We start from the raw sequence: 25,014 nt of genomic DNA, 5'->3' as shown, positions 1-25,014 counted from the left end.
TCGGGGTTACTTTTTATTGTTCAACGCTTCATAAAGCTGCGCAAGATTACGTTCAAGCTTATTTAGAATTTGTTTGCCTGGCAATTCGGAGATCAGTCCCGCTCGAATGGCAAAATCAATTTCCCGCGAAAGTCCGTACATTTGCGTATCTAATACCTCTTCGTATAGTGGACATTGACGCGTCGTCAAATTTTCCATCTGTACTTCGATCAGCTTTTCGATTTTATCTGCATCTTCTTGAAGAAGATTAAGCGCCTTTTGATTCATATCCAGCAATAAATCAGATGAAGACATTCCCAACTTCCCCCTATACGCAAAGTCATCCGTTCTTATATGATCTATATTAAGCGAAATTGCCGTAATATACAAGAGAAGGTACCCTCAGAGATTCTGAGAATACCTTCTCTTGTTACAATTTTAATCTTGAACGACGTTTACGCCCAAACTGTGCTTTGCGAATACTTCAGCCATAGCTGCTTTCGCTTCTTCAGCATCTGGACCATGAACATGCAAATCGTAGTTGCTGGAGCTAAGTAGTGTAGTAAACAAACCAAGAATACTTTTTACATCGATATACTTATTGTCGTATTGAAGAACGATAGATGATCTGAATTTATTCGCTGTTTGGGAAATCTCAACAATTGCTGCATTATTAGCACTTGGCATATTTCATTCCTCCATTATAGTCGCATATGAGTTGGTCAACTTACTTCCTCTATGATAACTTGGAACAGGAAGGGAAAGCAACTACAAAATTTCCTGCATTCTCCATGTAAGCCCTTTATTTCGTCTTCGGCGCAAGCGCTCGCTTCACACTATTTCCAAGAAACAAAAGGAGTACTAATATACCAAGCAATAAGAGCAATCTGCCCTTATATTTCTGAAAATGAAATAGATCATGAGCGATCATGGATTCCAAGAAAACGATTGGAAATTTCCCCAGCAACGTGCCCCATAGGAAATGACGAAATTTCATACGTGTCAGACCCGCAGAGAAGTTGATGCCAGAAGACGGAAGAATGGGTATTAAACGTCCAATTAATACGTAGAAGAAGCCGTGCCTCTCCATCCGCTTACTAAATTGCGTAACCAAAGGAAAGCGTTCGAGTTTCTTTTCTACCCAAGCATGTCCATAATAACGTGCAAAATAAAAGGAAGCAATGGCTCCTAAGCACGACATGACGTAGTTCACAAGAAATCCCATTTTTATCCCAAATATTGCAACATTAGTACCTGCTACAAGGACGAACGGAATAAACGGAAAGAATGTTTGGAAGAAAATCAAACTCATCCCAATTATTTTACCAGGCCAGCCAATGTCTCTTAAATGACCAGACAACTGCCGCATGTTACTATGTGCAAGTTTAATACCTACAGGATTATAGAAGAAGAAATAAAGCAAGCCAAGGATCACGATAATAATACAAATGAGCAGAACTGTACGTTTACTTTTTAATGCCGACAAAATTCGACCATCCTCCCTTAGACCAAATCATTGTAACATGTTACAAGAGGTTCAGGAAGAGCAAACAAGTGATCGTTATCCCCTTCGATTGCTCATCGAACATTAAATAAGTTCAACCTGATACAACCTTCCTTCCCCCGCTTACCACATGCTTATGAATGAAAAAAGCGCTTGTCCGAAGACAAGCACCTATAAGCGTCAACCGATTTGAATTTGATTACGGCCATTATGTTTGGCTTGATAGAGAGCCATATCTGCTCGGTAGAAGAGTGATTCCACGCTGATTTTATCTTCTTCCCAATTCCAATCGGACACACCGCACGAAACTGAAACTTGTGGTTGCGTCTCTTCCATGACACGCCTGCGAATACGCTCACCAATCCGAATCGCCTGATCCTTGGACACTTGAGGTAAATACACCGCAAGCTCTTCTCCGCCCCATCTAGCCGCGATATCCATTTCTCTAATACTGGACTTGATGATCTGGCTCACATGGATTAGAATTTTATCTCCAATTTGATGGCCGTGCGTGTCATTTACCTTCTTGAAATTATCAATATCTACAACAATTAGAGAACCACAGAAATCTTTCTTCTGCATCAGATTCGCTTGTTCATCCAAATAATGCCGAGCATAGAGCCCCGTCAAATTATCCGTAATGACCATTCGCTTCACTTCCGCATGTAAAGAGGCATTCGTCATGGCCAGTCCAATATGGCTTGAAAGCACTTGTAGAAGCTTGTAATTATCATATGAAAAGAAGTTCGGCAAACGATGCACGATGAGGATGACGCCCTCTACTTGGCCATTCACAAGGATAGGTGAGCCAATCAGGGATCGGGAGTTCGTTCGTTGCATTAAGCTTGAGTTTACTTTATCATTACTCCAATAATCGGAAATAATGATCGGCTCCTTGGACGAATAAATCAGACCTGAAAAGCCTTGATCAAGTGTAAATGTCTCATGAAACATGGCAGGTAAGTTGGTCGCCTGAACAATTAACTGATCACTATCTTTGGAGTTCTGAAGAATACAGCTATAATCAGCCCCAAAAATACTTAAAATTTCACTAGATGCTGAATTGAAAATTTCATTTAGACGTAAACTTTGATTAAGCTGTTTTGTAATTTCATTAATGAGCCGCAGTTCGTTAATCATAAGATTGGATTGTTCGTATAGTTTCGCATTTTCAAATGCCGTGCCCGCCGAGTCTGCTAACAGCTCAATGAATTGCAAATCCGATGCGTCGATCAGTTCGTCCGTAAACTCCATGTACAGAACACCGTACACGCCCTGCTTCCCTGATAAAGGTGCCGCGATATTTCCTGAGCTCGAAACGCTGCCTGTTGTAGTTGGCTCAAAGATCACTCGGCCTTCCATGAAAGCGCGAGTTCGAATATCCGACTCTGTACGCTGGAAGTTCAAAGGCTTCACGGATATATTCGTAGAATCATTATCTTGCGACAGCAATAAATCAACTCGTGTGTTGGGATATACACGCCCCAAACACTCAATAACCTCTGTCAACACAGAATGAACATCAATCTTCGCAAGCAGTTTCTTGGAAGCTTCGAAAAGAATAACATGCTTCTTAGCTTCCATTTCCTTCTGATGATGAAGGTTATTGAGGCGATCATATTTCCTGCGTTCTTCAACATGGAGAATGGAGCTTTGAAATGAAAGAGCAAGACTATATAGTAATTGTGCTAAATTTTCCATATTTATGTTCGATTGGGTAAAAAGTCCTAAATAAAATTGGACCTCACCTTGCATATCCATAACTGGCGAAACCGCAACTTGATACGATGCAAACTCTCGCACCTGCCATTCGGAGCCATTAATCAGCAGGATATGACCTACACTTTCACAGCGGGCAAACGGATTATCACCACGATCTGTGGCTTTCCACGAGACCCCTGGTTGCATGAAGTTATCAATCGAAGGCGTGTCATTCGAACACGATTCGATCACGCACAGATGCTCATTTACGCACAGCAGAGCCGTTTGTGAAGGCAGCATATAAGCACCGAATTGTTGATTCCAGTTCTCAAAGGCATGGTGTAAAATGGGGGTTACCTGCAAACCCTCGTAAGAAAAGTTGCCAGAAAGTATAAAGCCTTGCCGAAGAAACACGTCATAGTGTTCTGAACGACTATGCTTTTGTATACTGCGAAGTTCACTCATAGGCTCTCCTTCACTCACTAACAATAGTTCTTAAGCACCAATTTAATCTACTTTCTTCTATCATACTATTTTTTATCTGCTATTGCACGATATTTTCCTCTCATTGGGGCCGAGAGAGACTTGACACTTGCCCCTGTTTTTAATAAAATTAGAAGTCGAGTAACACCATGATTTCGGTGAATGCCATTTGTGATCACCCTCACTGCTTTTGCTCCTGACAAGACAGCGGCTGAACTACTCTTGACAGGGAATCACTTTATGATTCGTTAGCAAAATCGGGCACTTGTCTTCACCCTGACATCTAGATGCTATTTACTAAACTAATTGTCATGAGAAGGAGTTTTCCCTAAATGTCACGTTATACAGGACCTAAATTCAAATTAAGCCGCCGAGTTGGTATTTCCTTGAGTGGTAACGGTAAAGACTTGAAACGCCCATTCCCTCCAGGTCAACATGGCCCAGGACAACGCAAAAAAATGAGCGGTTACGGCGTACAATTGAATGAGAAGCAAAAGCTTCGTCACATGTACGGTTTGAACGAAAAACAATTCCGCAACTTGTTCGACAAAGCTTCCAAGCTTAAAGGTATTGCCGGTGAAAACTTCATGGTATTGCTTGAAAGCCGCCTAGACAACTTGGTTTACCGTCTTGGTCTTTCCAACTCCCGTGCAGGTGCTCGTCAACTCGTTGCTCATGGTCACGTAACTGTGAACGGCAAAAAAGTTGATATCGCTTCTTACATCGTATCCACTGGTGATGTGATTTCACTTCGTGAAAGAAGCAAAGGCCTTTCCACTGTGAAAGAAGCTCTTGCTAACCGTAACTACCTTCCAACTTACCTTGAGTTTAACGACGCAAGCGTAGAAGGTAAATACATCCGTTTACCAGAACGTTCCGAGCTTCCACAAGAAATTGACGAGAAACAAATCGTCGAGTTCTACAGCCGTTAATAAAAGAAACCCCCTTAGGGATTACCCTAAGGGGGTTATTTTGTTGCGTAAAATTAGGCGAATTTGACAAGGAAGTAATTCTTTTTGCCGCGGCGAATGATGAGATAGGCATCACCAAGACGGCCCAATTTACTCGTCGTTACTTCAAGATCTGTCACCTTAACACCATTTACGGTAACAGCTCCACTTTCAATGTCTTGACGCGCCTGACGTTTGGACGGGGCAGCACCTACAGAAATAAGCAGATCAATTAAAGCAACGTCATCTTGCTCCAATGTAGTCGATGGTACATCTTTGAATGCCTCTTCAATTTCAGTACGTGACAATGACTGAATATCTCCACTGAACAGAGCAGCTGTTATGTTAAGTGCACTTTCTAACGCTTCTCCCCCGTGAACAAGCTTCGTTACTTCCCGCGCTAGCACTTTCTGAGCTTCTCTTTTACCCGGCTCATTCTGCACTTCAACTTCCAAACGCCCAATTTCCTCATGGGATTCAAATGTGAAATATTTCAGGAAGCGAATGACATCATTATCCGCTGTTCCTAACCAGAATTGGTAAAACTGGTACGGAGAAGTTTTGTTTGCATCCAGCCAAATAGCTCCGCCTTCTGTTTTACCGAACTTCTGACCATCACTCTTCGTAACAAGCGGCAGCGTTACACCGAATGCGCGTCGATCCGTTGATTTGCCAATCAACTCTAGTCCTGCGGTAATATTCCCCCATTGATCGCTGCCGCCAATTTGTACGGAACAGTTCTTCGTTTCATTTAACTTCAAGAAATCATACGATTGAAGGATCATGTAGCTGAATTCTGTGAACGAAATCCCTTTCGTTATCCGAGAATCCACAGAATCTTTTGCCAACATGTAGTTCACTGTAAAGTTTTTGCCCACATCACGTAAGAACTCAATCACATTCAGAGAGCCTAACCAATCGTAATTGTTTACAAGCTCGGCACTATTTTCAATTTCTGTGGAGAAATCAAGAAAACGAGAAAGTTGATTTTTAATACTTTGTGACCAGGCTTCTACAACCTCTGGCCCGTTCAATGTGCGTTCGTTCGCTTTACCACTCGGATCGCCAATAAGCCCCGTCCCACCGCCAACTAATGCTAATGGAATATGACCAGCAAGCTGGAATCTTCTCAAGGTTAAAATAGGAAGCAGACTGCCGATATGCAAGCTATCCGCTGTCGGATCAAAGCCACAATAAAGAACAACGCGTTCTTCGCTCAACTTTTTGTCCAGACCTTCTCTATCCGTAATTTGATGCAGCAATCCACGAAACTCTAAATCCTTCAGAATACTCATGTTCAACCATCCTTTATTGTAAAATGAGAAACAAAAAAAGCCTTCTTATCCCAAAGGGACGAGAAGACTTGACTCGCGGTACCACCCTAATTAAAACAGCAGTTACGTACATCTATAACGAAAGTCGTAGGCACGGCGTGCTATTTTCACTCAAGAACCGATAACGAGGTTTAATCGGTAAATACTACTTGTGCAGGCACATTCCTGCAGGTTCCCATTTACTGCTCAAGACCGTAATTCACTAACCTGCAGGTACCGGTTCGCACCCTCCACCGGCTCTCTGAAAGCATCCACAAGCTACCTACTGCTGATCCATCAACGCATTTGTTCTTGTTATAACACAGGATTCCGATGCTTGTCAAACAATAAACCGAACCTTTCTCCCATCAGCATTACCGCAAAAGGTGCAATTATGATATACTATATGGGTTCATGTAAGGAGGATATTGGAACTTATGCGCAATTTTTTCGCGAAATGGAATCGCCCCTGGGTTAGAACAACACTTAAAGTAACTGGGATTACCTTAAAATGGGCCATCATCTGCGTCTTTTTAGCTGGCCTACTTGGTGGATCCGCCGCTTTCGGATATGTCAGTGCACTTGTTAAGAAAGATCCGATCCGCAGCGAAGAAGCGATTCGCCAGCAAATGCAAGAGAATGCGATCACGGGCTTTGCCTATTTCAATGATGATGCGGTCATTGGACAATTACGTACAGAAGAAGATCGACGTCTTGCACAGCTTGAAGACATCCCGCAAAATTTGTTAGACGCGGTCCTATCCATTGAGGACAAGGATTTCTACAATCATCGCGGTATCGATTTTCGCGGTCTCTACCGTGCGGTTACACAGAAGCTTCTTAATGAAGATGTGCAAACCGGCGGCAGTACAATCACACAGCAGCTAGCTAGGCGCGTTTTCCTAACACTAGATCGTGATGACGGCCGAAAAGCAAGAGAACTGCTGCTTGCACTTCGCATGGAACGTATCATGTCGAAGGATGAAATTCTGCTCGCTTACTTAAACAAAATCCCTTATGGCAATGGGGCAACTGGCTATAATCTGTATGGCATTAAAGCCGCTGCCAAAGGCTTGTTCAACATCGACGACTTGGACAAATTGAACATTGCGCAAGCTGCTTATTTAGCTGGATTGCCACAATCCCCTTCGCAATACTCGGCATTTACGAGTAAGCCCGCATTCGATGAGGATGGCTACAAAAAAGCGGTAACACGTCAGCAATTAGTACTGAAGCGAATGATGGAAGAGAACAAAATTACCAGCGATCAATATCAAGAAGCTCTCAAATTCGATCTCAAAGCATCGATGCCTGCAGCGGCACAAAAAGCGTACACAACGTACCCTTATCTGATGATCGAAACCGAACAAGAAGCTGCAGAAATTTTATTGAAGATTCAGAATCCTACATTGGATCCGAAAACGAACCCAACCGCTTATAATGATGCGCTCAAAAACATACATACACAGCTATTACGCGGCGGGTATCAAATTTACACGACCATTGATAAAACAATTTATGATTCGATGCATGAGATTTCGAGCAATGACAAGAATTTCGCACCAACGGATGAGAAAAAAGGCGGTATCGAGCAAGTAGGCGCCATCATGATTGATTCCAAAACAGGAGCGATCAAGGGCATGATTGAAGGCCGTGACTTCTTCGACGAGCAGCTCAATCACGCGACCCAAGCTTACAGACAGCCTGGATCAACGATGAAGCCAATTGCCGCTTACATCCCTGCCCTCGAAAAAGGAGTCTTGCAACCAGCAAGTATTGTGGATGATATTCCAATCATTCTCAAAGACGGCGTTAAAGGCTTCCATCTACCAGAAAACTGGGATCATAAGTTCCATGGCTTGATGACAGCACGTAGAGCTTTAAATCAGTCCTATAACATCCCTGCTATCGATGTGTTTCTCAATAAAGTCGGCATCACGCAAGCTTGGGATTTTGCTAAGAAACTAGGCATTACCTCTCTTACCAAAGAAGACAATGCAGCGCAGACAGGTGTTATTGGCGGTTTAAGCCGCGGAACCTCTGTCAAGGAATTGGCAGGTGCTTATGCTTCCATTCCGAATAAGGGCGTATTCAATGCACCGTACTTAATACGCGAGATTAAAGATTCGAATGGCAAAACGATTTATGCCCATGAGCAGAAGCCGCAAACGGTGTACTCACCGCAAAGTGCTTACCTCATTACGGATATGATGAAAACCGTCATTAGTAACGCTAGCCAAGGTACGGCTGCTGATCTCATGAAGAAATTCAAATCATACGGCAAAATCGAAATCTCTGGGAAAACAGGTTCCACACAGGATGATGCTGATGCTTGGTTCATGGGCTTTACCCCTGATATTACAGTAGGTGTGTGGATTGGTTATGATCAGCCGATTAATAAACTGTCGTCCAAAACTGGCCAAACCAACCATGCCAAAGATGTCTGGGCTCTCATTATGAACAAAACTATCGAGCAAAAACCGAATCTTTTCCCGACCAAGACATTTGCTAAACCAGACGGAATTGTTTCAGCTACTGTGTCCAGTCTATCCGGCATGCTGCCGAGTGAATTGACGACAGGTTCGGATCATACGGTAACTGATATTTTCAACAAAAAGTATTTGCCTACACAAACAGATAATGTCATGGTTAAAATGAAAATCAGCTCGCTCAATGGGCTCAATTATGTAGCTCAAGAGAGTACGCCAGCTGACTTCGTGCAAGAGAAGGTCGTTATTAAACGACAAAAATCAATCACCCAATTGTTAAAAGAAATCGATGAAGCGATGCAGAAGCTTCCTGAGAAAAGCAGAAAGCCTATCGATTTCTATAAGCCGGAAGATTATGATGTAGATGCACCTGCTGAGATGGATCCGAGGGCAGATGATGGCAAAGTACCACCAGCGCCAGCCAACGTCGTAACAGTCAAATCAGGTGATACAGCGACAATTACTTTCCAACCGAACACAGATGCTGATATTGTTGGTTATCGCATTTACCGTTCGGATAATCAAGGCAAGTTCCAGCTGATGGGTGGCAAAGTTGTGCTTGCAGGCGCCGAAGCGAAGTTTGTTGATCAGCTTCAAACCGCTGCAATAACAGGCTACTATGTTACCGCAGTGGATGTTGCGGGCAAAGAATCTGTTCCAAGTCGATCCTCTTATACGGACGGAAGCAGCTTAGATTCCTTACTCATTCCAGGTGTCGACAGCAATGGCAATCCATTGCCAGATCTGACACTACCTTCACCGGGAACGAATGGTGGAACAGGTACTCCGAATGGCAAACCAGTCTCGAAGGATGCACCCGCTGCCCCAACCGGCATTAAAGCGAAAGCTGAGGTCGCGTCTCTCGTCCTGACCTGGAAAGCCAATGATGCCAAAGACAAGGTTAAACAGTATGTGGTGTACTTTAGCGACAAAGAAAAGGGCACATATATGAAGTTAGGCACCGTTGAGAATGGTACGGAGTTCCACTACTTTGCGGCTGCTTACAATGGTTATTACAAAATCACAGCCATTAATGATGCCGGCGAGTCCAAATTCTCTGCCACAATTGCATATAACAAATAGGAAAAGAGGAAGAACCTGGCCGCGGCCAGGTTCTTCCTCTTTTCCTATTATGTATCACACAAAACACAAAAAAAGCTTCCTCTGCACCATGCAGGGTGCGGAGAAAGCTTTATATTTAGAGCTAATTAATCTTCAATCGTTGACAAGTCACCAGTCGGAAGGTTTAACTCCCAGGCTTTAAGTACACGGCGCATGATCTTCCCACTGCGTGTCTTAGGCAGTTTGTCTTTGAATTCAATTTCACGTGGTGCCGCATGGGCAGAGAGCCCTTCCTTCACGAATTTCGAAATCTCAGCTTTCAGTTCGTCCGAAGCTACGTAGCCTTCACGCAACGCGATAAACGCTTTGATGATTTCCCCACGCATAGGGTCTGGTTTCCCGATCACCCCTGCTTCTGCAACAGCAGGATGCTCAACAAGCTTGCTCTCTACTTCAAATGGGCCAACTCGCTCGCCTGCAGTGTTAATAACGTCATCAACACGACCTTGGAACCAGAAGTAGCCATCCTCGTCTTGATAAGCGGAATCCCCAGAAACGTACCAGCCCGTCAGACGGAAGTACTCTTCATATTTGGATGGATTATTCCAAATTTTACGCATCATCGATGGCCAAGGTGTTTTGATCGCAAGGTTCCCCATCCGATTCGGAGGCAGAACGTTTCCAGCATCATCAATAATAGCAGCTTCAACACCCGGAATCGGGCGACCCATTGAGCCTGGTTTAATCGTCATCGATGGATAGTTGCAAATCAATTGTCCGCCTGTCTCCGTCATCCACCATGTATCGTGAATACGTTGGTTATAGACCTTCATTCCCCATCTAACAACTTCTGGATTCAACGGCTCTCCCACACTCAATACATGACGAAGTGCTGACAAATCGTACCCAGTTGAAACATCGTCACCAGCACCCATCAACATGCGGAAAGCAGTTGGGGCACTGTACCATACAGTAACTTTATATTTCTGAAGTGTATTGTACCAATCTTGTGGACTGAAACGCCCTCCGCGGATCACATTCGTCGCGCCATTCAACCATGGAGCGAAGATCCCATAGGAAGTCCCTGTTACCCAACCTGGATCGGCTGTACACCAGTAGATGTCATCTTCTTTTAGATCAAGAACAATTTGTCCCGTATAATAGTGCTGCAGCATCGCATTTTGAACGTGGAATACACCTTTCGGCTTCCCAGTTGAACCCGATGTGTAATGGATAATTAATCCATCCTCACGATCCAACCATTCGATATCCAGCTCCGTGGAAGCGCTCGCCATTTCTTTATGGTAATCAACTTGCCCTTCACCTAATTCAATGTTCTCTCCAACGAGAATCACATGCTTCAAGTGTGGAAGTTCATTATAAGGTACACGCGAAAGCTGACTAGGTGTCGTAATAATCGCTACAGCTTCACTATCGGCCAAACGGTCTCTAACCGCTGTTTCCATAAAAGCTTCAAAAAGAGGGCCAACAACCGCGCCTACTTTAAGTGATCCAAGTAAAGAATAATACAACTCAGGTGTCCGCGGCATGAAAATGAAAACTCTCTCGCCTTTGCCAATGCCTAGACCTCTAAGGACATTCCCGAACTGATTGGATCTTTCTTTCATTTGTCCAAATGTAATCGCTTCATCCCGTGTGCTGTCACTGTAGTATAAAGCAATTTTATCCTTCTTCGCGCCTTCCGCATGGCGGTCAATGGCTTCATATGCCATATTTACTTTGCCTGTTTCGTACCAGGAAAAGCTTTTCTCGATCTCTTTCCAATCAAATGTCGCATGTGTTTGTTCGTAATTTTCCATGTTAGGATTAAGGGATACTGATTTAATGAGTTCATCTTTGATTTGATCCATAAACGTAAAACCCTCCTCACGAGATAAACCGCTTTCACTTTACTGATGAATTCGAGCAAAATGTGATCGATTTTTGACATGTTCTATTATAACACACTCAGAATATTTCGCCTATGTTTAAGTTTTGCTATGATTTCGCACAAAATTTTGGTATATAAATACTATGAATCCAAAATAAACGACTACTCCGTTCTTCTTGGACGGGAGCGTTTATGGAGAAATATAGCCAACTAATTATGTGAAACATATAAATTCTTATATTTTTCGTAAAGGAAATGCCCATCATGCTGTTTTTTAGAAGGAGAGCCAAGGTTATGCAGCATATCAAAATCTATCACTCACAAAGCTTGCGCAGTGCTCCCGATCAACCTGAAATTATAATTGAGGGCCCCGTTCCACCTGAAAAACTGCAGGATCTCACGATGCACACGAAACTCGATGCCTTTCGTAGACCCAAAGAACAGCATGAAGCCCTTATTGAGATTGCAGGTTTACCTGAAGGGCGAATCATTCTTGCTAGGGATGGATCCACCATTGTCGGTTACGTCACTTTCCACTATGCAGACGAAATCGAGCGCTGGTCCCAGGGAAATATGAAAGATTTAATCGAGCTCGGCGCTATAGAGGTCGCAGATGATTACAGATCGATGGGTTTAGGCAAAAAGATGATCCAGCTCGCCTTTGAAAGCGATCAAATGGAAAATGTCATTTGCTTCACCACGGAATATTATTGGCATTGGGATTTGGAAACCAGTAAATTAACAGTTTGGGAATATCGTCAGATGATGGAGAAGCTGATGAAAAGCGTCGATATGATCTGGTTTGCGACGGATGATCCTGAAATATGCTCACATCCCGCCAACTGTCTTATGGTGAGAACCGGGAAGCAGGTCCCCATCTCATCGATCGAGCAGTTCGATCGTGTACGGTTTCAACAGCGCTTTATGTATTAGCTCTAGGTGTTGAAGATTTTCACATAACTTCAAACGAAATTGTTAGCCAATTCGGGGGAATTTGGAATATGAACAAGAAGTTAACGCAACCTGTGTTTATCTATGATGATCAAGAAATTCAATATAAGTTTAATGATAACCATCCCTTCAATCAGGATCGTCTTATCATGACTGTAGATCTGCTGCGCAAGTCTGGCGCACTCCCCGACAGCGCTCTGATCACGGCAAATTCGGCGACTGATGTGGATCTGCTCCGCGTGCATGCAGCCCCTTATATCGAGGCTGTGAAAGCACTAAGTGCGCCCGTGCCTGATGAACGATGGGTGCGCGAGGCAAACCGATTCGGACTAGACACGGACGATACCCCCTACTTCCCTGAGATGCATGACATCACAGCGAAGGTTGTAGGCGGCTCCATCCGTGCCGTAGACCTCGTGATGTCGGGTCAAGTTCCGCATGCCTTGCATTTAGGCGGCGGGCTCCACCACGCCCTGCAGAGCAAGGGTGCGGGCTTCTGCGTCTACAATGACGCATCTGCAGCCATCGCCTATGCCAAAGAAAAGTACAACGCCAAAGTGTTGTACATCGACACCGATGTGCATCACGGGGATGGCGTGCAGTGGAGTTTCTACACCGACCCGCAGGTCGGCACGCTCTCCATTCACGAGACGGGGAAATATTTATTCCCCGGCACTGGCGCTGTGAATGAACGCGGAGAAGGCGACGCGTTCGGCACTTGCGTGAACATCCCGGTGGAGCCTTACACCGAGGATGATTCCTGGCTGGAATGCTTCAGCGAGGTGCTGACCGAGATGATCGCCCGTTTCCAGCCGGACGTCATTATCTCACAGCATGGGTGCGACGCCCATGCCTTCGACCCGCTCGCGCATGTGCATTGCTCCATGCGCGTGTACAAAGCTATGCCCGAGCTTATCCATCGACTTGCGCACCAATGGTGCGAAGGTCGGTGGGTCGCGCTCGGGGGCGGCGGGTACGACATCTGGCGTGTCGTACCGCGGGCTTGGAGCCTGCTCTGGCTCGTGATGAGCGAGCAGGACATATTGAGTCAGCTGGAGGCGGATCCCCAGCTGAGGCTGCCCCAGGCGTGGCTGGACGCCTGGCAGGGCAAGAGCCCCGTCCCACTCGTGGAGACGTGGCTCGACCCGGCCCACGCATGGGCGCCGATTCCTAGGCGCCAAGCGATAACCGAGAAGAATCGGCAAACGAAAGAACTCGCCATGATGTATTTGAAATAATACTCATTTCAAAGAAAAAAGCTCAGATCCCGCCTGTTTGGCGATGTACTGAGCTTTTTTTCATTAAACTTACAGCGATTTAACCATCTCTTCAACCATTTTATACGAATTCTCCGAAGCAATCACCGTAAACTCCGCGAAATTCACATGTGCAGAACCATCCGCTTTATCGGACATGGAGCGCAGAACAACGTATGGAATGCCATTCATCGCACAAACCTGCGCAACCGAAGATCCTTCCATCTCAACACATACACCGTTCAACTCTTGATGGAGGCTAGCCACCACTTCCCTGCTCGCAATAAACTGATCGCCAGAAAGTACTCTGCCCTTCTTCACTTTACCTGCGAACAATTTCTCACCGGAAGCTACGGCTAAATCAACAAGCTTACTGTCCGCAACATACACGGAGCTATCCGCGTAAGGAATCACGCCACGAGGAAATCCAAGTGCAGTTACATCCATATCATGTTGTACGCATTCTGTTGAAATAACAAGATCGCCGATCTGCAACTCAGGATCCAACGCCCCTGCGACACCAGTGAAAATAACGGCCTCAACACCGAACTGATCAATTAGAATTTGCGTAGTAACCGCAGCATTCACTTTCCCTACGCCTGTACGGCAAACGACGACATTTCTTCCAAAGTAAGTTCCTTCTCGGAATGTAATTCCCGCTTTTACAGACTCACGCACATCTGTCATATGAGCTACGAGCAGCTCGATTTCTTCATTCATCGCACCGATAAGGGCTAGTTTATTCCACGTCATCATTTTGTCCTCTCTCTCTTCCTACATGAGAAAACCTCCACCGCGCCTCTTCCAGAATGGAATGACACGATTAGAGGTTTATTTGGTTTATTTTTCACTTAAACTTAAGCTTTAACCGAATGACGGTTAATGATTTCATGCGGTAAAATAACTTGCATATTATCCGTTGATTCTTTATTCATCAGCTTCGTTAGAAGTCTCATCGACACAGCGCCGATATCATACATCGGTTGAGCTACAGTCGTTAGCGTCGGTCTAACCATCGATGCCATGCGGATGTTGTCCACACTGATCACGGCGATATCTTCAGGAACACGAAGACCATTATCTTGAATCGTATGGATTGCGCCAATCGCCATTTCATCTGTTGCTGAGAAAATCGCAGATGGTTTAGGGGAAAGCTCCAAGAAATAATTGACTGCATCCACACTTGATTCGTATCGATAGTTACCAATTCGCACATACTCATCACGTAGTGGTATTCCAGCCGTTTCAAGTGCACGCTTGTAACCTTGATATCTTGCAAATCCATTCGCTGGATCCTGCAGCGTTCCTGAGATCATAGCAATGTCGCGATGACCTGCTTCGATAAGAACGTTCACAGCATCAAAGGCAGCCATTTCATGATCGATATCAACGGATGCCATTGCTTGGTTCTCATCCTTCGTTCCGCACAGTACGACTGGCACGGAGGAAGTACGGAAAGCTTGGATATGTTCTTCGGTTACAACACCACCCATGAAAAGCAGCCCGTCCACTTGTTTCTCAAGCAACGTGTTAATAACGCGAATTTCTTTCTCTTTCTTCTTGTCCGCATTACACAAAATAATATTGTAATGATACATATTCGCAATATCCTCAATCCCACGCGCTACTTCAGCAAAAATGGAATTGGAGATATCGGGAATGACTACACCGACAGTTGTTGTCTTCTTACTTGCTAAACCTCTTGCTACCGCATTTGGACGGTAACCTAATCGTTCAATGGCTTCAAAAACCTTCTTACGGGTTTGCGGCTTCACGTTCGGGTTGTTGTTGACGACCCGAGAAACGGTTGCCATGGAAACGCCAGCTTCTCTCGCTACATCATAAATGGTTACGGTCACGGTTGCTCTCTCCACTTCACAAAGTATTCTGCGAACCTAGTATATTATCGTTATGATACGACAAATTAATCCATCTTGCAATGCAAAATGAAAATGCTTTGAAAAAAATTTCATTTTATTTTCAAAAGGTTGACAAAAAGAATAAAAGCCAACCTCTTAACGAGGCTGGCCGTCCATATTTAAGTTGAAATTGCGCTTTGAGTGATTTGTGATAACCGTTTGCGAATTTCCTCAGCCCAAGGCTCATCCCCTAGCGATTGTGCTAGCAATAAGATGTCCAACAGCTCATTAATTCGTTCTTCCACAATTTTCTCCATGGAATCATTCATACGCTCTTTTTCTGTTACTTTCAATAATAGAAAGGCAACCTCGGAAACTTCATGGAAGAAAAATTGCTGCTTCTCTGGTTTACTTCCCAACCTACCGATCAGACCGGTAAGCTCAGGCTTTACATGAGGAACAACCTCACTTCGTCCACAGGCCTCACAGGAATAAATAGGGACATTCTCAATATCTACTTTGCTTTGATAAATAACCGTGCGCAGACGAAGGTTCATCGTGCGTCCGCACTTACAATACTTTTGCATTCTAACACTCCTTCACTGACAGGCGGCATGTACATGAGTTGCTTGTACTATGTTATTCTACGATGTCGTCAGATTTCCTTCTGAAATAAGCATAGTAGTTTTTGCCACCTTTGGAAGCGAAGTGTTACTTTTCCTGTTGTTTGCTGAATGCGATAACCTCATCCACAAATCGTTTGGAAAACGCAGGTAGATCTGGCGGTCTACGCCCAGAAATGATGTTGCGGTCAACGACCACTTCTTCATCGACCCAAGTTGCCCCAGCATTTTCGATATCATCACGAATACCTGGCGTGGACGTCATCGTGTAGCCATCTACGATTTTTGCTGAAATCAGAACCCAGCCTGCATGACAAATTTGCGCGATCGGCTTCACATCCGCATGAAACTCCTTCGTGAGTCTAAGAACGTCTGCATAGCGACGTAGTTTGTCAGGTGCCCAGCCGCCAGGTACGTATAGACCAATATAGTCCGACGACTTTACCTCATCGAAAGCATAATCTGTCGTAATAGGAACGCCATATTTCCCGTGGTATACCGTTTTGGCTTTCGGTCCTACGATATCTACAACCGCACCTGCTTCACGTAAACGGTATACAGGGTACCACATTTCTAAATCCTCAAACTCCTCATCAACAAAGGCAAGTACCTTCAATCCCGCTAATTCCAAATTAATTACCTCCTACAATGGATTCCGTTTGTTCGGTTTGAGCTAGCAGTTCCAAGATTTCATCACTGGTTTTGCAAGTTAAAATGCGATCTACTAATGCTTTGCATGTCGCGGCATCACTGCTAAGCAAGCGGTGCTTAACCTGCAAGAGCGTCTGAACAGATATGCTTAGCTCCTCTATGCCTAGTCCTAGCCAGATTGGCAGAGCCCGAATATCTCCCGCCATTTCTCCGCATACGCCCACTGGAATGCCAACACGCTTACCTGCGTCGATCACGAGCTTGAGCAATCGAATAACGGCCGGATGATAGGGATTATATAAGTGCGCGATATTCTCGTTCATTCGATCCACAGCTAATACATATTGGACGAGATCATTCGTACCAATACTCATGAAATTCACTTCGCTGGCAAGTACATCAGCAATTATGGCAGCAGCTGGAACCTCTATCGTAAGTCCAACCTCAATATTGGCATTAAAAGGTACTCCAAGGCTGCTAAGCTCCATCTTCGCTCTTTCCAAATGCGCTTTCGCTTGACGCACCTCATCAACAGAGGTCACCATGGGATACATAATCTTCACATTACCATAATAACTAGCTCTTAAGATCGCTCTTAGCTGCGTCATAAAAAGATCCGTACGATCCAGAGAAATACGAATCGCCCGATATCCTAGGAATGGATTATCTTCTTTGGCAAGCGGCATGTAATCGAGTTTCTTATCACCGCCAATATCCAAGGTGCGGATTACAATCGGGCGCCCTTTGAGCTGCATCGCCGCGTGGCGATAGACCTCGAATTGTTCATCTTCACTAGGTAAGGAATCACGATCCATGTACAGGTATTCCGTACGGAACAGCCCTACACCGGATGCGCCATTTCGCAGCACTTGATCAATTTCCATGACAGAATTAATATTCGCATGCAAATTCACGAAGCTCTTATCTAATGTTAATGGAGCTACATCCGCAATTTCTTGCAGACTTTCTTTGAACTCCAACCAATTTTTCTTGCGAGCCTGGTAGCGCTCAATTGTCGTCTTGTCCGGGTTAATATACAAGGTACCTTCTTGCCCATCGATAATCAAGAAATCGCCATTTTGGATGGGACGCAGCAGCTTCCCTTCTAGACCGAGCACATAAGGAACAGACATAGCTCTGGCCATGATCGAAACGTGCGAGTGCGTGCCTCCCAGAATGGTCAGAAGTCCCAAAACATTCGTAGGGTCCAAATGAGCAAGCTGTGATGGCGTTAGCTCCTTAGCAACAAGAATGTATGGATGGTCAATAGGAGGTACAGTCGTGCTTGTATCCCCTAATAAATGCTTCAGGAGGCGATTACCGACATCTTTGATGTCCAGCGCACGTTCTTTCATGTATTCATCATCAATTAAATTAAACATGCCTACAAATTTATCAATAACTTCTTTCACCGCTACTTCTGCGGCTTTGTATTGCAGCTCAATAATTCCTTGAATCTCATTCATGAAAATGGGATCTTCCAAAATCGCCAAATGCGCATCGAATATATACGCTTGTTCTTGTCCAACGACTTCTTTGATCTCTTGCTTGATGAGCTCTAGCTCATCCTTAGAATGCCGAATGCCATCATATAATCGTTCGAATTCATATGCTAAATCCGTCACATCAATCATTTTCTCCGGGAAATCCCATTCCCATGTGGGGATCACAAAAGCCTGCCCCATGGCAATTCCCGCAGATGCACCAACACCTCTAATCATCCGTTCGTCCCCCCCTCGGATTTAGTTGGCTTAAGGACTACGGACATAACAGAGCCTTGGCCTTTCTTTACTGGTTTAAACGGAGCGAAGCTCCATGATTTCACAATATCAGGATTCGTAATAATCATTGGTGTTGCCAAGGATGAAGCGAATTTTTTCACTTTATTATAATTAAATTTCACTAGCAGTTGGCCTGCTTCCACACGATCGCCTTCCTTCACCACCGCATTAAAGCACTTACCTGGTAAGCTGGACGTATCAATTCCAATGTGCAGTAGAACTTCAAGGCCTTCATCCGTCAAAATCCCAAGCGCATGCATGGTTGGGTAAATGTGCATAATTGTACCTGTAACGGGTGAAACCAATTCCCCTTTATCAGGAATAAAAGCAACACCATTACCGACTAGACGCGATGCAAAGATACGATCAGGCACTTCCTCGATCGGAATCATTCGCCCCTGCATAGGAGAAGTAAACAAAACGACATGAATATCCTTGCGTAAAACCTTCATGATTTCTTCACGTATAAGCTCTGAAAATGTTCCAAACACGACTTGAACATTGCCTCCTCCAAGACGTATGACGCCTGCTGCTCCTAAGTGTCGTAATGCCGTGATGTCCATCAAACGATCATTGACAAGTGTAAGTCGCAATCGGGTAATACAGGCCTCAATCTTCTTAATATTGTCTTTCCCACCAAGTGCCTGCAAAATTAACGGAGAACGATAAGGAATGTCTCCAGCCCATTCTTCTAAAGATGAGCCTTCTTCCCTGCCAGGTGTAGGAATTCGAAACTTCTGAATCGCCCATCGGAATAAGAAATAATAAAGTAAACCATAGACAAGCCCAATGGGTATCAACAATAAGCCATTGTGCGACAAGTGCAAATTAATAATGTAGTCAATAGCCCCAGCTGAATAGGAGAAGCCATGGTGGATATTTAACTCATAAGCTATCCACATCGCAACGCCCGAGAGGATCGCATGGATAACAAACAAATAGGGAGCCACAAACAGAAATGCAAATTCAATCGGTTCTGTCACACCCGTTAAAAAAGAAGCCAATGCAGCCGTTAAGAAAGTAGCCTTGATCTTCGGCTTCAAATCTTCCCTTGCTTCTCCGATGATCGCGAAAGCAATGGCTGGCAAAGCAAACATCATAATCGGGTACAAGCCAGACATATACATGCCTGCTGTAGGATCTCCTGCGAAAAATCGGGGTAAATCGCCGTAAGCGTATTGTCCAGACGGTGTCTCGTAAGCCCCAACTTGAAACCAAAAGAAGTTATTTAAAATATGATGCAAACCAGAAGGAACCAGAAGGCGATGCGCAATACCATAAATGAAAGCACCAAAGCCGCCTAATCCCAGTAAACCACTTGAAATTTTACTCATTACCGTCTCTAAATAAGGACCAATCGCGATCATGATATACGATACGATAAGCGTTGAAAGTCCCATGACAAGCGGCACCATCCGAGGGCCGCCGAAAAATTGTATGTACTCTGGGAGCTTAATCTCCTTACAGCGATGATAGATAATCGCGGCCAGTAAGCCAATCAAGATCCCGCCAGATACGCCTAATTGAAATTGCGGGCCCAGCCCATGCTCAATAAGTCGGGTAAACATAAAATACCCTAACATCGCAGATAAACCTGCTATGCCAGCACTTTCTGTTAAGCCCAATGCCACACCGACAGCGAAGATAATTGGTATGTAATCAAAGATTGTATTTCCAGCCAATGACAGCATATCTCCAAAACTTGAAGCATGTATGACATCCCAAGGTAAATCCCCTAGACAAAGCAGCACAGCAGCAATAGGAAGCGCAATGGTAGGCAGCATTAAGGAGCGGCCAAGCTGTTGTAAGTTCCCCATCCAGTTCAAACGAACGCTACCTCCTTAGCAAATTCGAAGAGTATCTCCCTCTTAATCATAAGATTCTCTTAGTAAATCGTAAAGCTTGTTCGTCCTTTTGTCAAAAAAAATACGCAGAAGGCCTATCCTATATAGGTTTCACAACATAGTAAATGCGAAAGTTGACTAAGTTACTAAAAAACTGTCATACTAAACTTGTACCCCATCCCATGATCCTAGGAGGAATATTATTATGTCTTATGATGTTATCATTATTGGTGCAGGACCTACCGGCGCAAGTGCAGCACTTTTCACATCAAAAGCTGGTAAGAAGACGCTTGTGATCGACAATGAACAAAGTGTTACGAAACGTGCTTGGATCGAGAACCATTATGGTGTTGATGCCATTGGCGGGCCTGATTTAGTTGAAATCGGTAAAAAGCAAGCCGCTAAATTTGGAACGGAATTCGTCCAAGGCAAAGCAACTCAGCTTGTCAAAAGTGAGGATAGCTTTCAAGTAACCACAGAACAAGGTACATATGAAGGGAAACATGTCATACTCGCAACTGGCTTGTCCGTTGAGCTTGCTGAAGCAGCCGGCATCACGACAAAAGCGGGAACCGAGCCGCGTATCAAAGCAATTGTTGATTGCGACGCACAAGGCAATACGAGCCTGAAGGGTGTATGGGCAGCCGGCACAACTGCTGGTGTCAGCATGCATACGATTATTACGGCTGGCGATGGCGCCAAAGTTGCGATCAATGTCATCAGTGAGCTCAATGGTGCTCGCTATGTCGATCACGATGTACTGAAAGCTTAGATTCCAACTTATTAGAAAACCGCTAATCGATCTCCTTCAGAGGCTATCGACTAGCGGTTTTATTTGATTTACGCTTATGCGTCCTGCATTAATTGTTACGCGGGTTCAGTATCGCATCTTCCACCTTGATACAACGGTCCATAATGACCTCTAAGCCTGCATCACTTGCAATACGTCCAGCTTCTTCATTCACGATCTCTAATTGCAGCCAGAATACTTTTGCACCAATCTTGACAGCTTCTTCAGCCACAGGCACAACTGTCTCAGCACGACGAAACACGTTTACGATATCAACAGGCTCAGGGATATCCGATAAAGAGGCATAGCATTTCTCGCCTAGAATTTCATCGGCATTCGGATTAACAGGAATGATACGATATCCTCGGCTTTGCATGGCTGCTGCAACCATGTATGAGGTACGATCCGGTTTATCCGATAAGCCGACTACTGCAATATTCCCTGCTTGAGCAAGCAGCTCCTTAATGTGTTCTCTGGACGGATTTTCAAATGTCATATTGATCGCTCTCCTATTTATTCAAGTAGGTTAGACCTTGTTTCCCCATAGCTGTCCAACTGTCAATAAACTGGGCTTTGCTCACTAGCACTTGCTTCTTCCCACTTAATGGGTCATTTAAGTACACATTGGTTTCATCAAAGCCAACAAGTACTACGGCATGCTCTGAATACGTCGTCTTTAGTGGTCCGATGGGTGTATCCCAGGATACCCATTTGTAAGGTTGATTATAATCAATCGTCGTCCACACAATGACAGGAATACCATGCGCGACTTGCTGCTCGTAAAGTTCAAAAGCTTCGCCTGTAATATCAATCGCTTGAGGGATATAGTCCTTCAGAAGAGGAAACAATCCAGCCGAATAGATACCGAATCCTCTTTGCTTCCGGAAAACATCACCCACAAATCCCGAATTCGGATTGCCCCAATACCCGATAGATCCGTCTGCGTTAAGCGTTGCTGGTGTACGATCTCTGGGCATTTCTGCGACGAGCTCCATCTTCGTCTTGTTCACTCCGTAGAATTGCAGCAGCATCGTGAGACTTGTAATCTCACAGCCTGCAGGCAATTCAGGCAGCTGTTCGAAGATGGGGACATCCAACATCGCTGATTTGATTGGTGCATGCGTAGGCGAAGGGGTCGGCTTCATAGTGACCTTCGTCGTTGCGGCGGGTTTATCAACTGCTAAGACTACTGGACCAGACGCGAATAAAGCTGGCTCTTTTCCCGTCGCCTTCGCATAAAGCAAGACAGCAAACACGCTGCTTGCAAATGTAAGACCGGCTACGAGAAATAATCCAAACGTCACCTTCAATCCTTGCCAAATAATCCTCATGCTGACTCACCCATTCATTGTAATTGAGATTCTAAGACTCGCTCACAAGCTCAACCTGTGCACCGATCGAGCGCAAGTGGTCGAAATATTGTGGATAAGACTTGGCCACATGATGGGCATCTCGAATCGTTAAACCCTTCTCAGAGCGTAATCCAACCACAGTTAATGCCATAATTACGCGATGATCGAAGTGAGCATTAATTTCAACGCCGCCTTCAACACCTTGTGGCTTACCATGTACGATAATTTCACTCTGACGTTCTTCAACATCAGCTCCAGCTTTACGAAGCTCATTCAAATAATCTGTGATACGATCACACTCTTTATACCGCAGGTTCTCAACATTGTAGAACCGCGAAGTCCCTTCGGCAAACACAGCTGCTGCAACCATCGCGAGTACTGCATCTGTAAAATGATCGCCATCAAATTCCCCAGCAACTAGACGTTGATTCCCACGAACATGAACCACACCATTGTCATGCGTTAAATTAACACCCATGGCTTTCAAAACATCCACACAAGCCTTCTCACCCTGCTTGCTGTTCTCTTCTAAGCGAAGCACACGCACATCCGAGTTTGTAACTGCAGCGGCAGCTAGAATAGCTGCAGAGCCCGGGTAGTCGCCTTGGATCACATATTTTTTGGCTTCGTAAGATTGTCTGCCAGGAATACGGTAGTGCATTAAATCTTCACTGGCGTGAACGACGATACCTGCCTGCGCCAATACTTCCAGCGTTTGACCAACAATAATTTTGGATTTCAAATCATGCAGAACTTCAATTTCACTGTCTTCCTCAAGTAAAGGCGTCATAAACAACAGAGAACTCAAGAACTGGGAGCTCACATTACCCGAAACGGAAATTTTACCGCCTCTTGGTTGTCCCCCTTTAATCGTTATCGGCAAACGGCCGTTATTATGTTGTACTTCCACACCCATTTGCTGCAAAGTATCAATTAAATCATCATGAGGACGTTTACCCAGGGATTCTGGATATGTATTAACGAAAGTCACTTCTGGACAGAACGCAGCCGTGGACATCAAAAAGCGAAGAACAGCGCCGGCATTGCCAACGTTCAATTCAGACACATGCTTAGGATTCTTACCGAAGCCTGTAATCACAATTTTCTCATCATCTTCTTCTATAATGGCACCTAGATCTCGCACACAGCGTCTCATAGCATCACTATCTTCACTATGAGCTGGATAATAGATTGTGCTTGTCCCATTCGCTAGCGCACCGATTAGCAAGTAGCGAGTTGTGTAATTCTTGGAGGATAACGCATTAATTTCCCCTTGAAGATGGGAGGTTGGTTTTACGATGGCTTTCATGTCGTTTGATAACTCCTTCGCAAGTAGTTTATATGTATATCCGGCATTGATGAACGTCAAAAAACAAACATCAGTGGGATGATAGAGATCCTAAGATTTATTGACAGTGTACCATACCAAATCTAACTTGGAAACCTACTTCCCTTGCAGCTAATCCGAGAAAAAGCTTGATAAAGCAACACTTCGTTTGACATCCATGCGTTATATTTCTATCATACTAAGTAAGGAGACTTCTTCCGATATCACAACTAGGGAGGCCCAAGTATGGATACAATTCTACCATCCGAGATCAAAGCAAGACTCGCCCAAGGCGAGAAATTGACGCTTATCGACGTTCGCGAAGATGAGGAAGTAGCTGAAGGCATGATTCAAGGCGCCATACATATTCCGTTAGGCCAATTGCCTGAGCGTCTAAGTGAGATCCCTCAAGTCGACGAGGTCATTCTGGTTTGTCGCAGTGGAAATCGCAGCGGACGTGCACTAGGCTATTTAGAAGCTAATGGCTATAAAGGGCTTAAAAACATGATCGGCGGTATGCTCGAGTGGGAGGACTAAGCTGCAAAGCTTGTCTTCTCGTACTAGTGGCGACCAGCCTGCTGAATAATGCGATCTACAATGTGATCTTCTGATAGTTCCGTCGTATCTATAGAAAGATGCGCAAAATCATATGCATGCTTCCGTTGTTCCATAAGCGTATGTACGCGTTCTTCCAAATTACCTTGCAGCAAAGGCCGATTAGTGTCTGCACTGACACGCTGAATAATCGTTTCGGCTGTTGCACTCAAAGCGACAACAAAGCCATTCTGCAGCATGCACGCGCGATTAGGCGCAGCGAGTACCGCACCGCCTCCTGTTGCGACAACTTGTCCTTCACTCTCTAAAATGCGTGCCAATGTCTCTGTTTCCAACGCGCGAAAGTGAGCTTCCCCATGATTCCGAAATAGCTCGGAAATACTTGTCTGTTGAACGTCTTCCAGCACGGCGTCTGAGTCACAGAAATGCCATCCTAAACGCTCTGCAAGCTTTCTGCCTACAGTCGATTTCCCAGTTCCCATGAAACCTACAAGCACTATATTTCTTACTGTCACACTAATCCCCTTTTCCCATATGCTAGTCATACAAACTTTCCCAACATCATACCATAGCCCTTCCAACATGAATACAATTCACCCAAAAATCATATAGTAGTGTGAATAAATTCTAGCACAAACAGTTAAGATTTTAGA

Annotated in this window: 22 protein-coding genes and 1 other annotated feature; of the genes, 6 read left to right on the top strand and 16 right to left on the bottom strand. The window is 44.6% G+C overall.

The window, feature by feature from the left end; translation table 11 throughout:
• Positions 1-6: 6 nt before the first annotated feature.
• From AC58QO_RS04285 to AC58QO_RS04270, 4 genes are all read right to left on the bottom strand, one after another.
• Positions 7-294, bottom strand: a complete 288-nt coding sequence (locus AC58QO_RS04285) for an Fpa/YlaN family protein (protein WP_056612445.1) — start codon at positions 292-294, stop codon at positions 7-9.
• Between the two features lie 123 nt (positions 295-417).
• Positions 418-666 carry an HPr family phosphocarrier protein gene (locus AC58QO_RS04280; RefSeq protein ID WP_497264041.1) on the bottom strand — a complete coding sequence of 83 codons (249 nt, stop codon included), beginning with the start codon at positions 664-666 and terminating at the stop codon, positions 418-420.
• A gap of 115 nt (positions 667-781) precedes the next feature.
• Complete coding sequence (locus AC58QO_RS04275; RefSeq protein ID WP_497264040.1) at positions 782-1,465, bottom strand: TVP38/TMEM64 family protein; 684 nt, start codon at positions 1,463-1,465, stop codon at positions 782-784.
• Positions 1,466-1,663: 198 nt separating this feature from the next.
• Entirely contained in the window at positions 1,664-3,649 is a 1,986-nt protein-coding gene (locus tag AC58QO_RS04270; RefSeq protein ID WP_497264039.1) for a diguanylate cyclase, read from the bottom strand.
• Between the two features lie 350 nt (positions 3,650-3,999).
• On the opposite strand from AC58QO_RS04270, the gene rpsD reads away from it, so the two are divergent.
• Positions 4,000-4,599, top strand: coding sequence for a 30S ribosomal protein S4 (rpsD, locus tag AC58QO_RS04265; RefSeq protein WP_056612460.1), 600 nt, complete (start codon positions 4,000-4,002; stop codon positions 4,597-4,599).
• A gap of 53 nt (positions 4,600-4,652) precedes the next feature.
• Here rpsD and tyrS read toward each other — a convergent pair whose 3' ends face one another.
• A complete protein-coding gene (gene tyrS / locus AC58QO_RS04260) occupies positions 4,653-5,912 on the bottom strand; it encodes a tyrosine--tRNA ligase (protein ID WP_497264038.1) in 1,260 nt (419 codons plus the stop codon).
• Between the two features lie 51 nt (positions 5,913-5,963).
• Positions 5,964-6,240, bottom strand: a binding site (T-box leader).
• A gap of 127 nt (positions 6,241-6,367) precedes the next feature.
• Between tyrS and AC58QO_RS04255 the strand changes: the two genes are divergently transcribed.
• Positions 6,368-9,502: a transglycosylase domain-containing protein gene (locus AC58QO_RS04255; protein ID WP_497264037.1), complete on the top strand. Its 3,135-nt coding sequence runs from the start codon at positions 6,368-6,370 to the stop codon at positions 9,500-9,502.
• Between the two features lie 125 nt (positions 9,503-9,627).
• Here AC58QO_RS04255 and acsA read toward each other — a convergent pair whose 3' ends face one another.
• Positions 9,628-11,352: an acetate--CoA ligase gene (acsA, locus tag AC58QO_RS04250; RefSeq protein ID WP_497264036.1), complete on the bottom strand. Its 1,725-nt coding sequence runs from the start codon at positions 11,350-11,352 to the stop codon at positions 9,628-9,630.
• Between the two features lie 314 nt (positions 11,353-11,666).
• Here acsA and AC58QO_RS04245 point away from each other — a divergent pair, with 314 nt between their 5' ends.
• Together AC58QO_RS04245 and AC58QO_RS04240 are read left to right on the top strand one after the other, a co-directional pair.
• Positions 11,667-12,305: a GNAT family N-acetyltransferase gene (locus AC58QO_RS04245; RefSeq protein ID WP_497264034.1), complete on the top strand. Its 639-nt coding sequence runs from the start codon at positions 11,667-11,669 to the stop codon at positions 12,303-12,305.
• A gap of 68 nt (positions 12,306-12,373) precedes the next feature.
• Complete coding sequence (locus tag AC58QO_RS04240; RefSeq protein ID WP_497264033.1) at positions 12,374-13,561, top strand: acetoin utilization protein AcuC; 1,188 nt, start codon at positions 12,374-12,376, stop codon at positions 13,559-13,561.
• Between the two features lie 69 nt (positions 13,562-13,630).
• Here AC58QO_RS04240 and AC58QO_RS04235 read toward each other — a convergent pair whose 3' ends face one another.
• From AC58QO_RS04235 to AC58QO_RS04210, 6 genes are all read right to left on the bottom strand, one after another.
• Positions 13,631-14,332: a 5'-methylthioadenosine/adenosylhomocysteine nucleosidase gene (locus tag AC58QO_RS04235; RefSeq protein ID WP_497264389.1), complete on the bottom strand. Its 702-nt coding sequence runs from the start codon at positions 14,330-14,332 to the stop codon at positions 13,631-13,633.
• Positions 14,333-14,436: 104 nt separating this feature from the next.
• Positions 14,437-15,438, bottom strand: a complete 1,002-nt coding sequence (ccpA, locus tag AC58QO_RS04230) for a catabolite control protein A (protein WP_497264032.1) — start codon at positions 15,436-15,438, stop codon at positions 14,437-14,439.
• Positions 15,439-15,617: 179 nt separating this feature from the next.
• The gene (locus AC58QO_RS04225) at positions 15,618-16,025 is read right to left on the bottom strand and encodes a hypothetical protein (protein WP_056612481.1); all 408 of its coding nucleotides are present in this window, start codon (positions 16,023-16,025) and stop codon (positions 15,618-15,620) included.
• Between the two features lie 124 nt (positions 16,026-16,149).
• Positions 16,150-16,692 (bottom strand): type 1 glutamine amidotransferase domain-containing protein, encoded by a 543-nt coding sequence (locus AC58QO_RS04220; protein WP_497264031.1) that lies wholly within the window; start codon positions 16,690-16,692, stop codon positions 16,150-16,152.
• A gap of 1 nt (position 16,693) precedes the next feature.
• Entirely contained in the window at positions 16,694-18,433 is a 1,740-nt protein-coding gene (gene ptsP / locus AC58QO_RS04215) for a phosphoenolpyruvate--protein phosphotransferase (RefSeq protein ID WP_497264030.1), read from the bottom strand.
• Positions 18,430-20,319, bottom strand: coding sequence for a glucose PTS transporter subunit IIA (locus AC58QO_RS04210; protein WP_497264029.1), 1,890 nt, complete (start codon positions 20,317-20,319; stop codon positions 18,430-18,432). The genes ptsP and AC58QO_RS04210 overlap by 4 nt, the downstream gene beginning before the upstream one ends.
• Positions 20,320-20,542: 223 nt before the next feature.
• Between AC58QO_RS04210 and AC58QO_RS04205 the strand changes: the two genes are divergently transcribed.
• On the top strand, positions 20,543-21,109 hold the full coding sequence (locus AC58QO_RS04205) for an NAD(P)/FAD-dependent oxidoreductase (protein WP_497264028.1): 567 nt from the start codon (positions 20,543-20,545) through the stop codon (positions 21,107-21,109).
• A gap of 88 nt (positions 21,110-21,197) precedes the next feature.
• Here the strand turns inward: AC58QO_RS04205 and AC58QO_RS04200 are convergent, their stop codons facing one another.
• From AC58QO_RS04200 to aroA, 3 genes are read right to left on the bottom strand one after another with little or no spacing between them, the layout of a single operon-like run.
• Entirely contained in the window at positions 21,198-21,623 is a 426-nt protein-coding gene (locus tag AC58QO_RS04200; protein ID WP_497264027.1) for a CoA-binding protein, read from the bottom strand.
• Between the two features lie 13 nt (positions 21,624-21,636).
• Positions 21,637-22,458 (bottom strand): C39 family peptidase, encoded by an 822-nt coding sequence (locus AC58QO_RS04195; RefSeq protein ID WP_497264026.1) that lies wholly within the window; start codon positions 22,456-22,458, stop codon positions 21,637-21,639.
• Between the two features lie 31 nt (positions 22,459-22,489).
• Complete coding sequence (aroA, locus tag AC58QO_RS04190; protein ID WP_497264025.1) at positions 22,490-23,788, bottom strand: 3-phosphoshikimate 1-carboxyvinyltransferase; 1,299 nt, start codon at positions 23,786-23,788, stop codon at positions 22,490-22,492.
• 264 nt (positions 23,789-24,052) lie between these two features.
• Between aroA and AC58QO_RS04185 the strand changes: the two genes are divergently transcribed.
• Entirely contained in the window at positions 24,053-24,343 is a 291-nt protein-coding gene (locus tag AC58QO_RS04185) for a rhodanese-like domain-containing protein (RefSeq protein WP_497264024.1), read from the top strand.
• Between the two features lie 23 nt (positions 24,344-24,366).
• On the opposite strand, the gene AC58QO_RS04180 is transcribed toward AC58QO_RS04185, so the two are convergent.
• A complete protein-coding gene (locus AC58QO_RS04180) occupies positions 24,367-24,906 on the bottom strand; it encodes a shikimate kinase (protein WP_497264023.1) in 540 nt (179 codons plus the stop codon).
• Between the last annotated feature and the right edge of the window lie 108 nt (positions 24,907-25,014).

The sequence above is a fragment of the Paenibacillus sp. J31R30 genome (genome assembly GCF_059692115.1).
The sequence above is the reverse complement of the archived record's forward strand: the minus strand, read 5'-3'. Positions and strand labels throughout refer to the sequence as shown.

Bases quoted from the DNA above. Each gene is read 5' to 3' on its own strand.
- AC58QO_RS04285 (WP_056612445.1), bottom strand. From the start codon at position 294: ATGTCTTCATCTGATTTATTGCTGGATATGAATCAAAAGGCGCTTAAT.
- AC58QO_RS04280 (WP_497264041.1), bottom strand. From the start codon at position 666: ATGCCAAGTGCTAATAATGCAGCAATTGTTGAGATTTCCCAAACAGCG.
- AC58QO_RS04270 (WP_497264039.1), bottom strand. From the start codon at position 3,649: ATGAGTGAACTTCGCAGTATACAAAAGCATAGTCGTTCAGAACACTAT.
- rpsD (WP_056612460.1), top strand. From the start codon at position 4,000: ATGTCACGTTATACAGGACCTAAATTCAAATTAAGCCGCCGAGTTGGT.
- tyrS (WP_497264038.1), bottom strand. From the start codon at position 5,912: ATGAGTATTCTGAAGGATTTAGAGTTTCGTGGATTGCTGCATCAAATT.
- AC58QO_RS04255 (WP_497264037.1), top strand. From the start codon at position 6,368: ATGCGCAATTTTTTCGCGAAATGGAATCGCCCCTGGGTTAGAACAACA.
- acsA (WP_497264036.1), bottom strand. From the start codon at position 11,352: ATGGATCAAATCAAAGATGAACTCATTAAATCAGTATCCCTTAATCCT.
- AC58QO_RS04245 (WP_497264034.1), top strand. From the start codon at position 11,667: ATGCAGCATATCAAAATCTATCACTCACAAAGCTTGCGCAGTGCTCCC.
- AC58QO_RS04240 (WP_497264033.1), top strand. From the start codon at position 12,374: ATGAACAAGAAGTTAACGCAACCTGTGTTTATCTATGATGATCAAGAA.
- AC58QO_RS04235 (WP_497264389.1), bottom strand. From the start codon at position 14,332: ATGACGTGGAATAAACTAGCCCTTATCGGTGCGATGAATGAAGAAATC.
- AC58QO_RS04225 (WP_056612481.1), bottom strand. From the start codon at position 16,025: ATGCAAAAGTATTGTAAGTGCGGACGCACGATGAACCTTCGTCTGCGC.
- ptsP (WP_497264030.1), bottom strand. From the start codon at position 18,433: ATGATTAGAGGTGTTGGTGCATCTGCGGGAATTGCCATGGGGCAGGCT.
- AC58QO_RS04205 (WP_497264028.1), top strand. From the start codon at position 20,543: ATGTCTTATGATGTTATCATTATTGGTGCAGGACCTACCGGCGCAAGT.
- AC58QO_RS04200 (WP_497264027.1), bottom strand. From the start codon at position 21,623: ATGACATTTGAAAATCCGTCCAGAGAACACATTAAGGAGCTGCTTGCT.
- AC58QO_RS04195 (WP_497264026.1), bottom strand. From the start codon at position 22,458: ATGAGGATTATTTGGCAAGGATTGAAGGTGACGTTTGGATTATTTCTC.
- aroA (WP_497264025.1), bottom strand. From the start codon at position 23,788: ATGAAAGCCATCGTAAAACCAACCTCCCATCTTCAAGGGGAAATTAAT.
- AC58QO_RS04185 (WP_497264024.1), top strand. From the start codon at position 24,053: ATGGATACAATTCTACCATCCGAGATCAAAGCAAGACTCGCCCAAGGC.
- AC58QO_RS04180 (WP_497264023.1), bottom strand. From the start codon at position 24,906: ATGACTAGCATATGGGAAAAGGGGATTAGTGTGACAGTAAGAAATATA.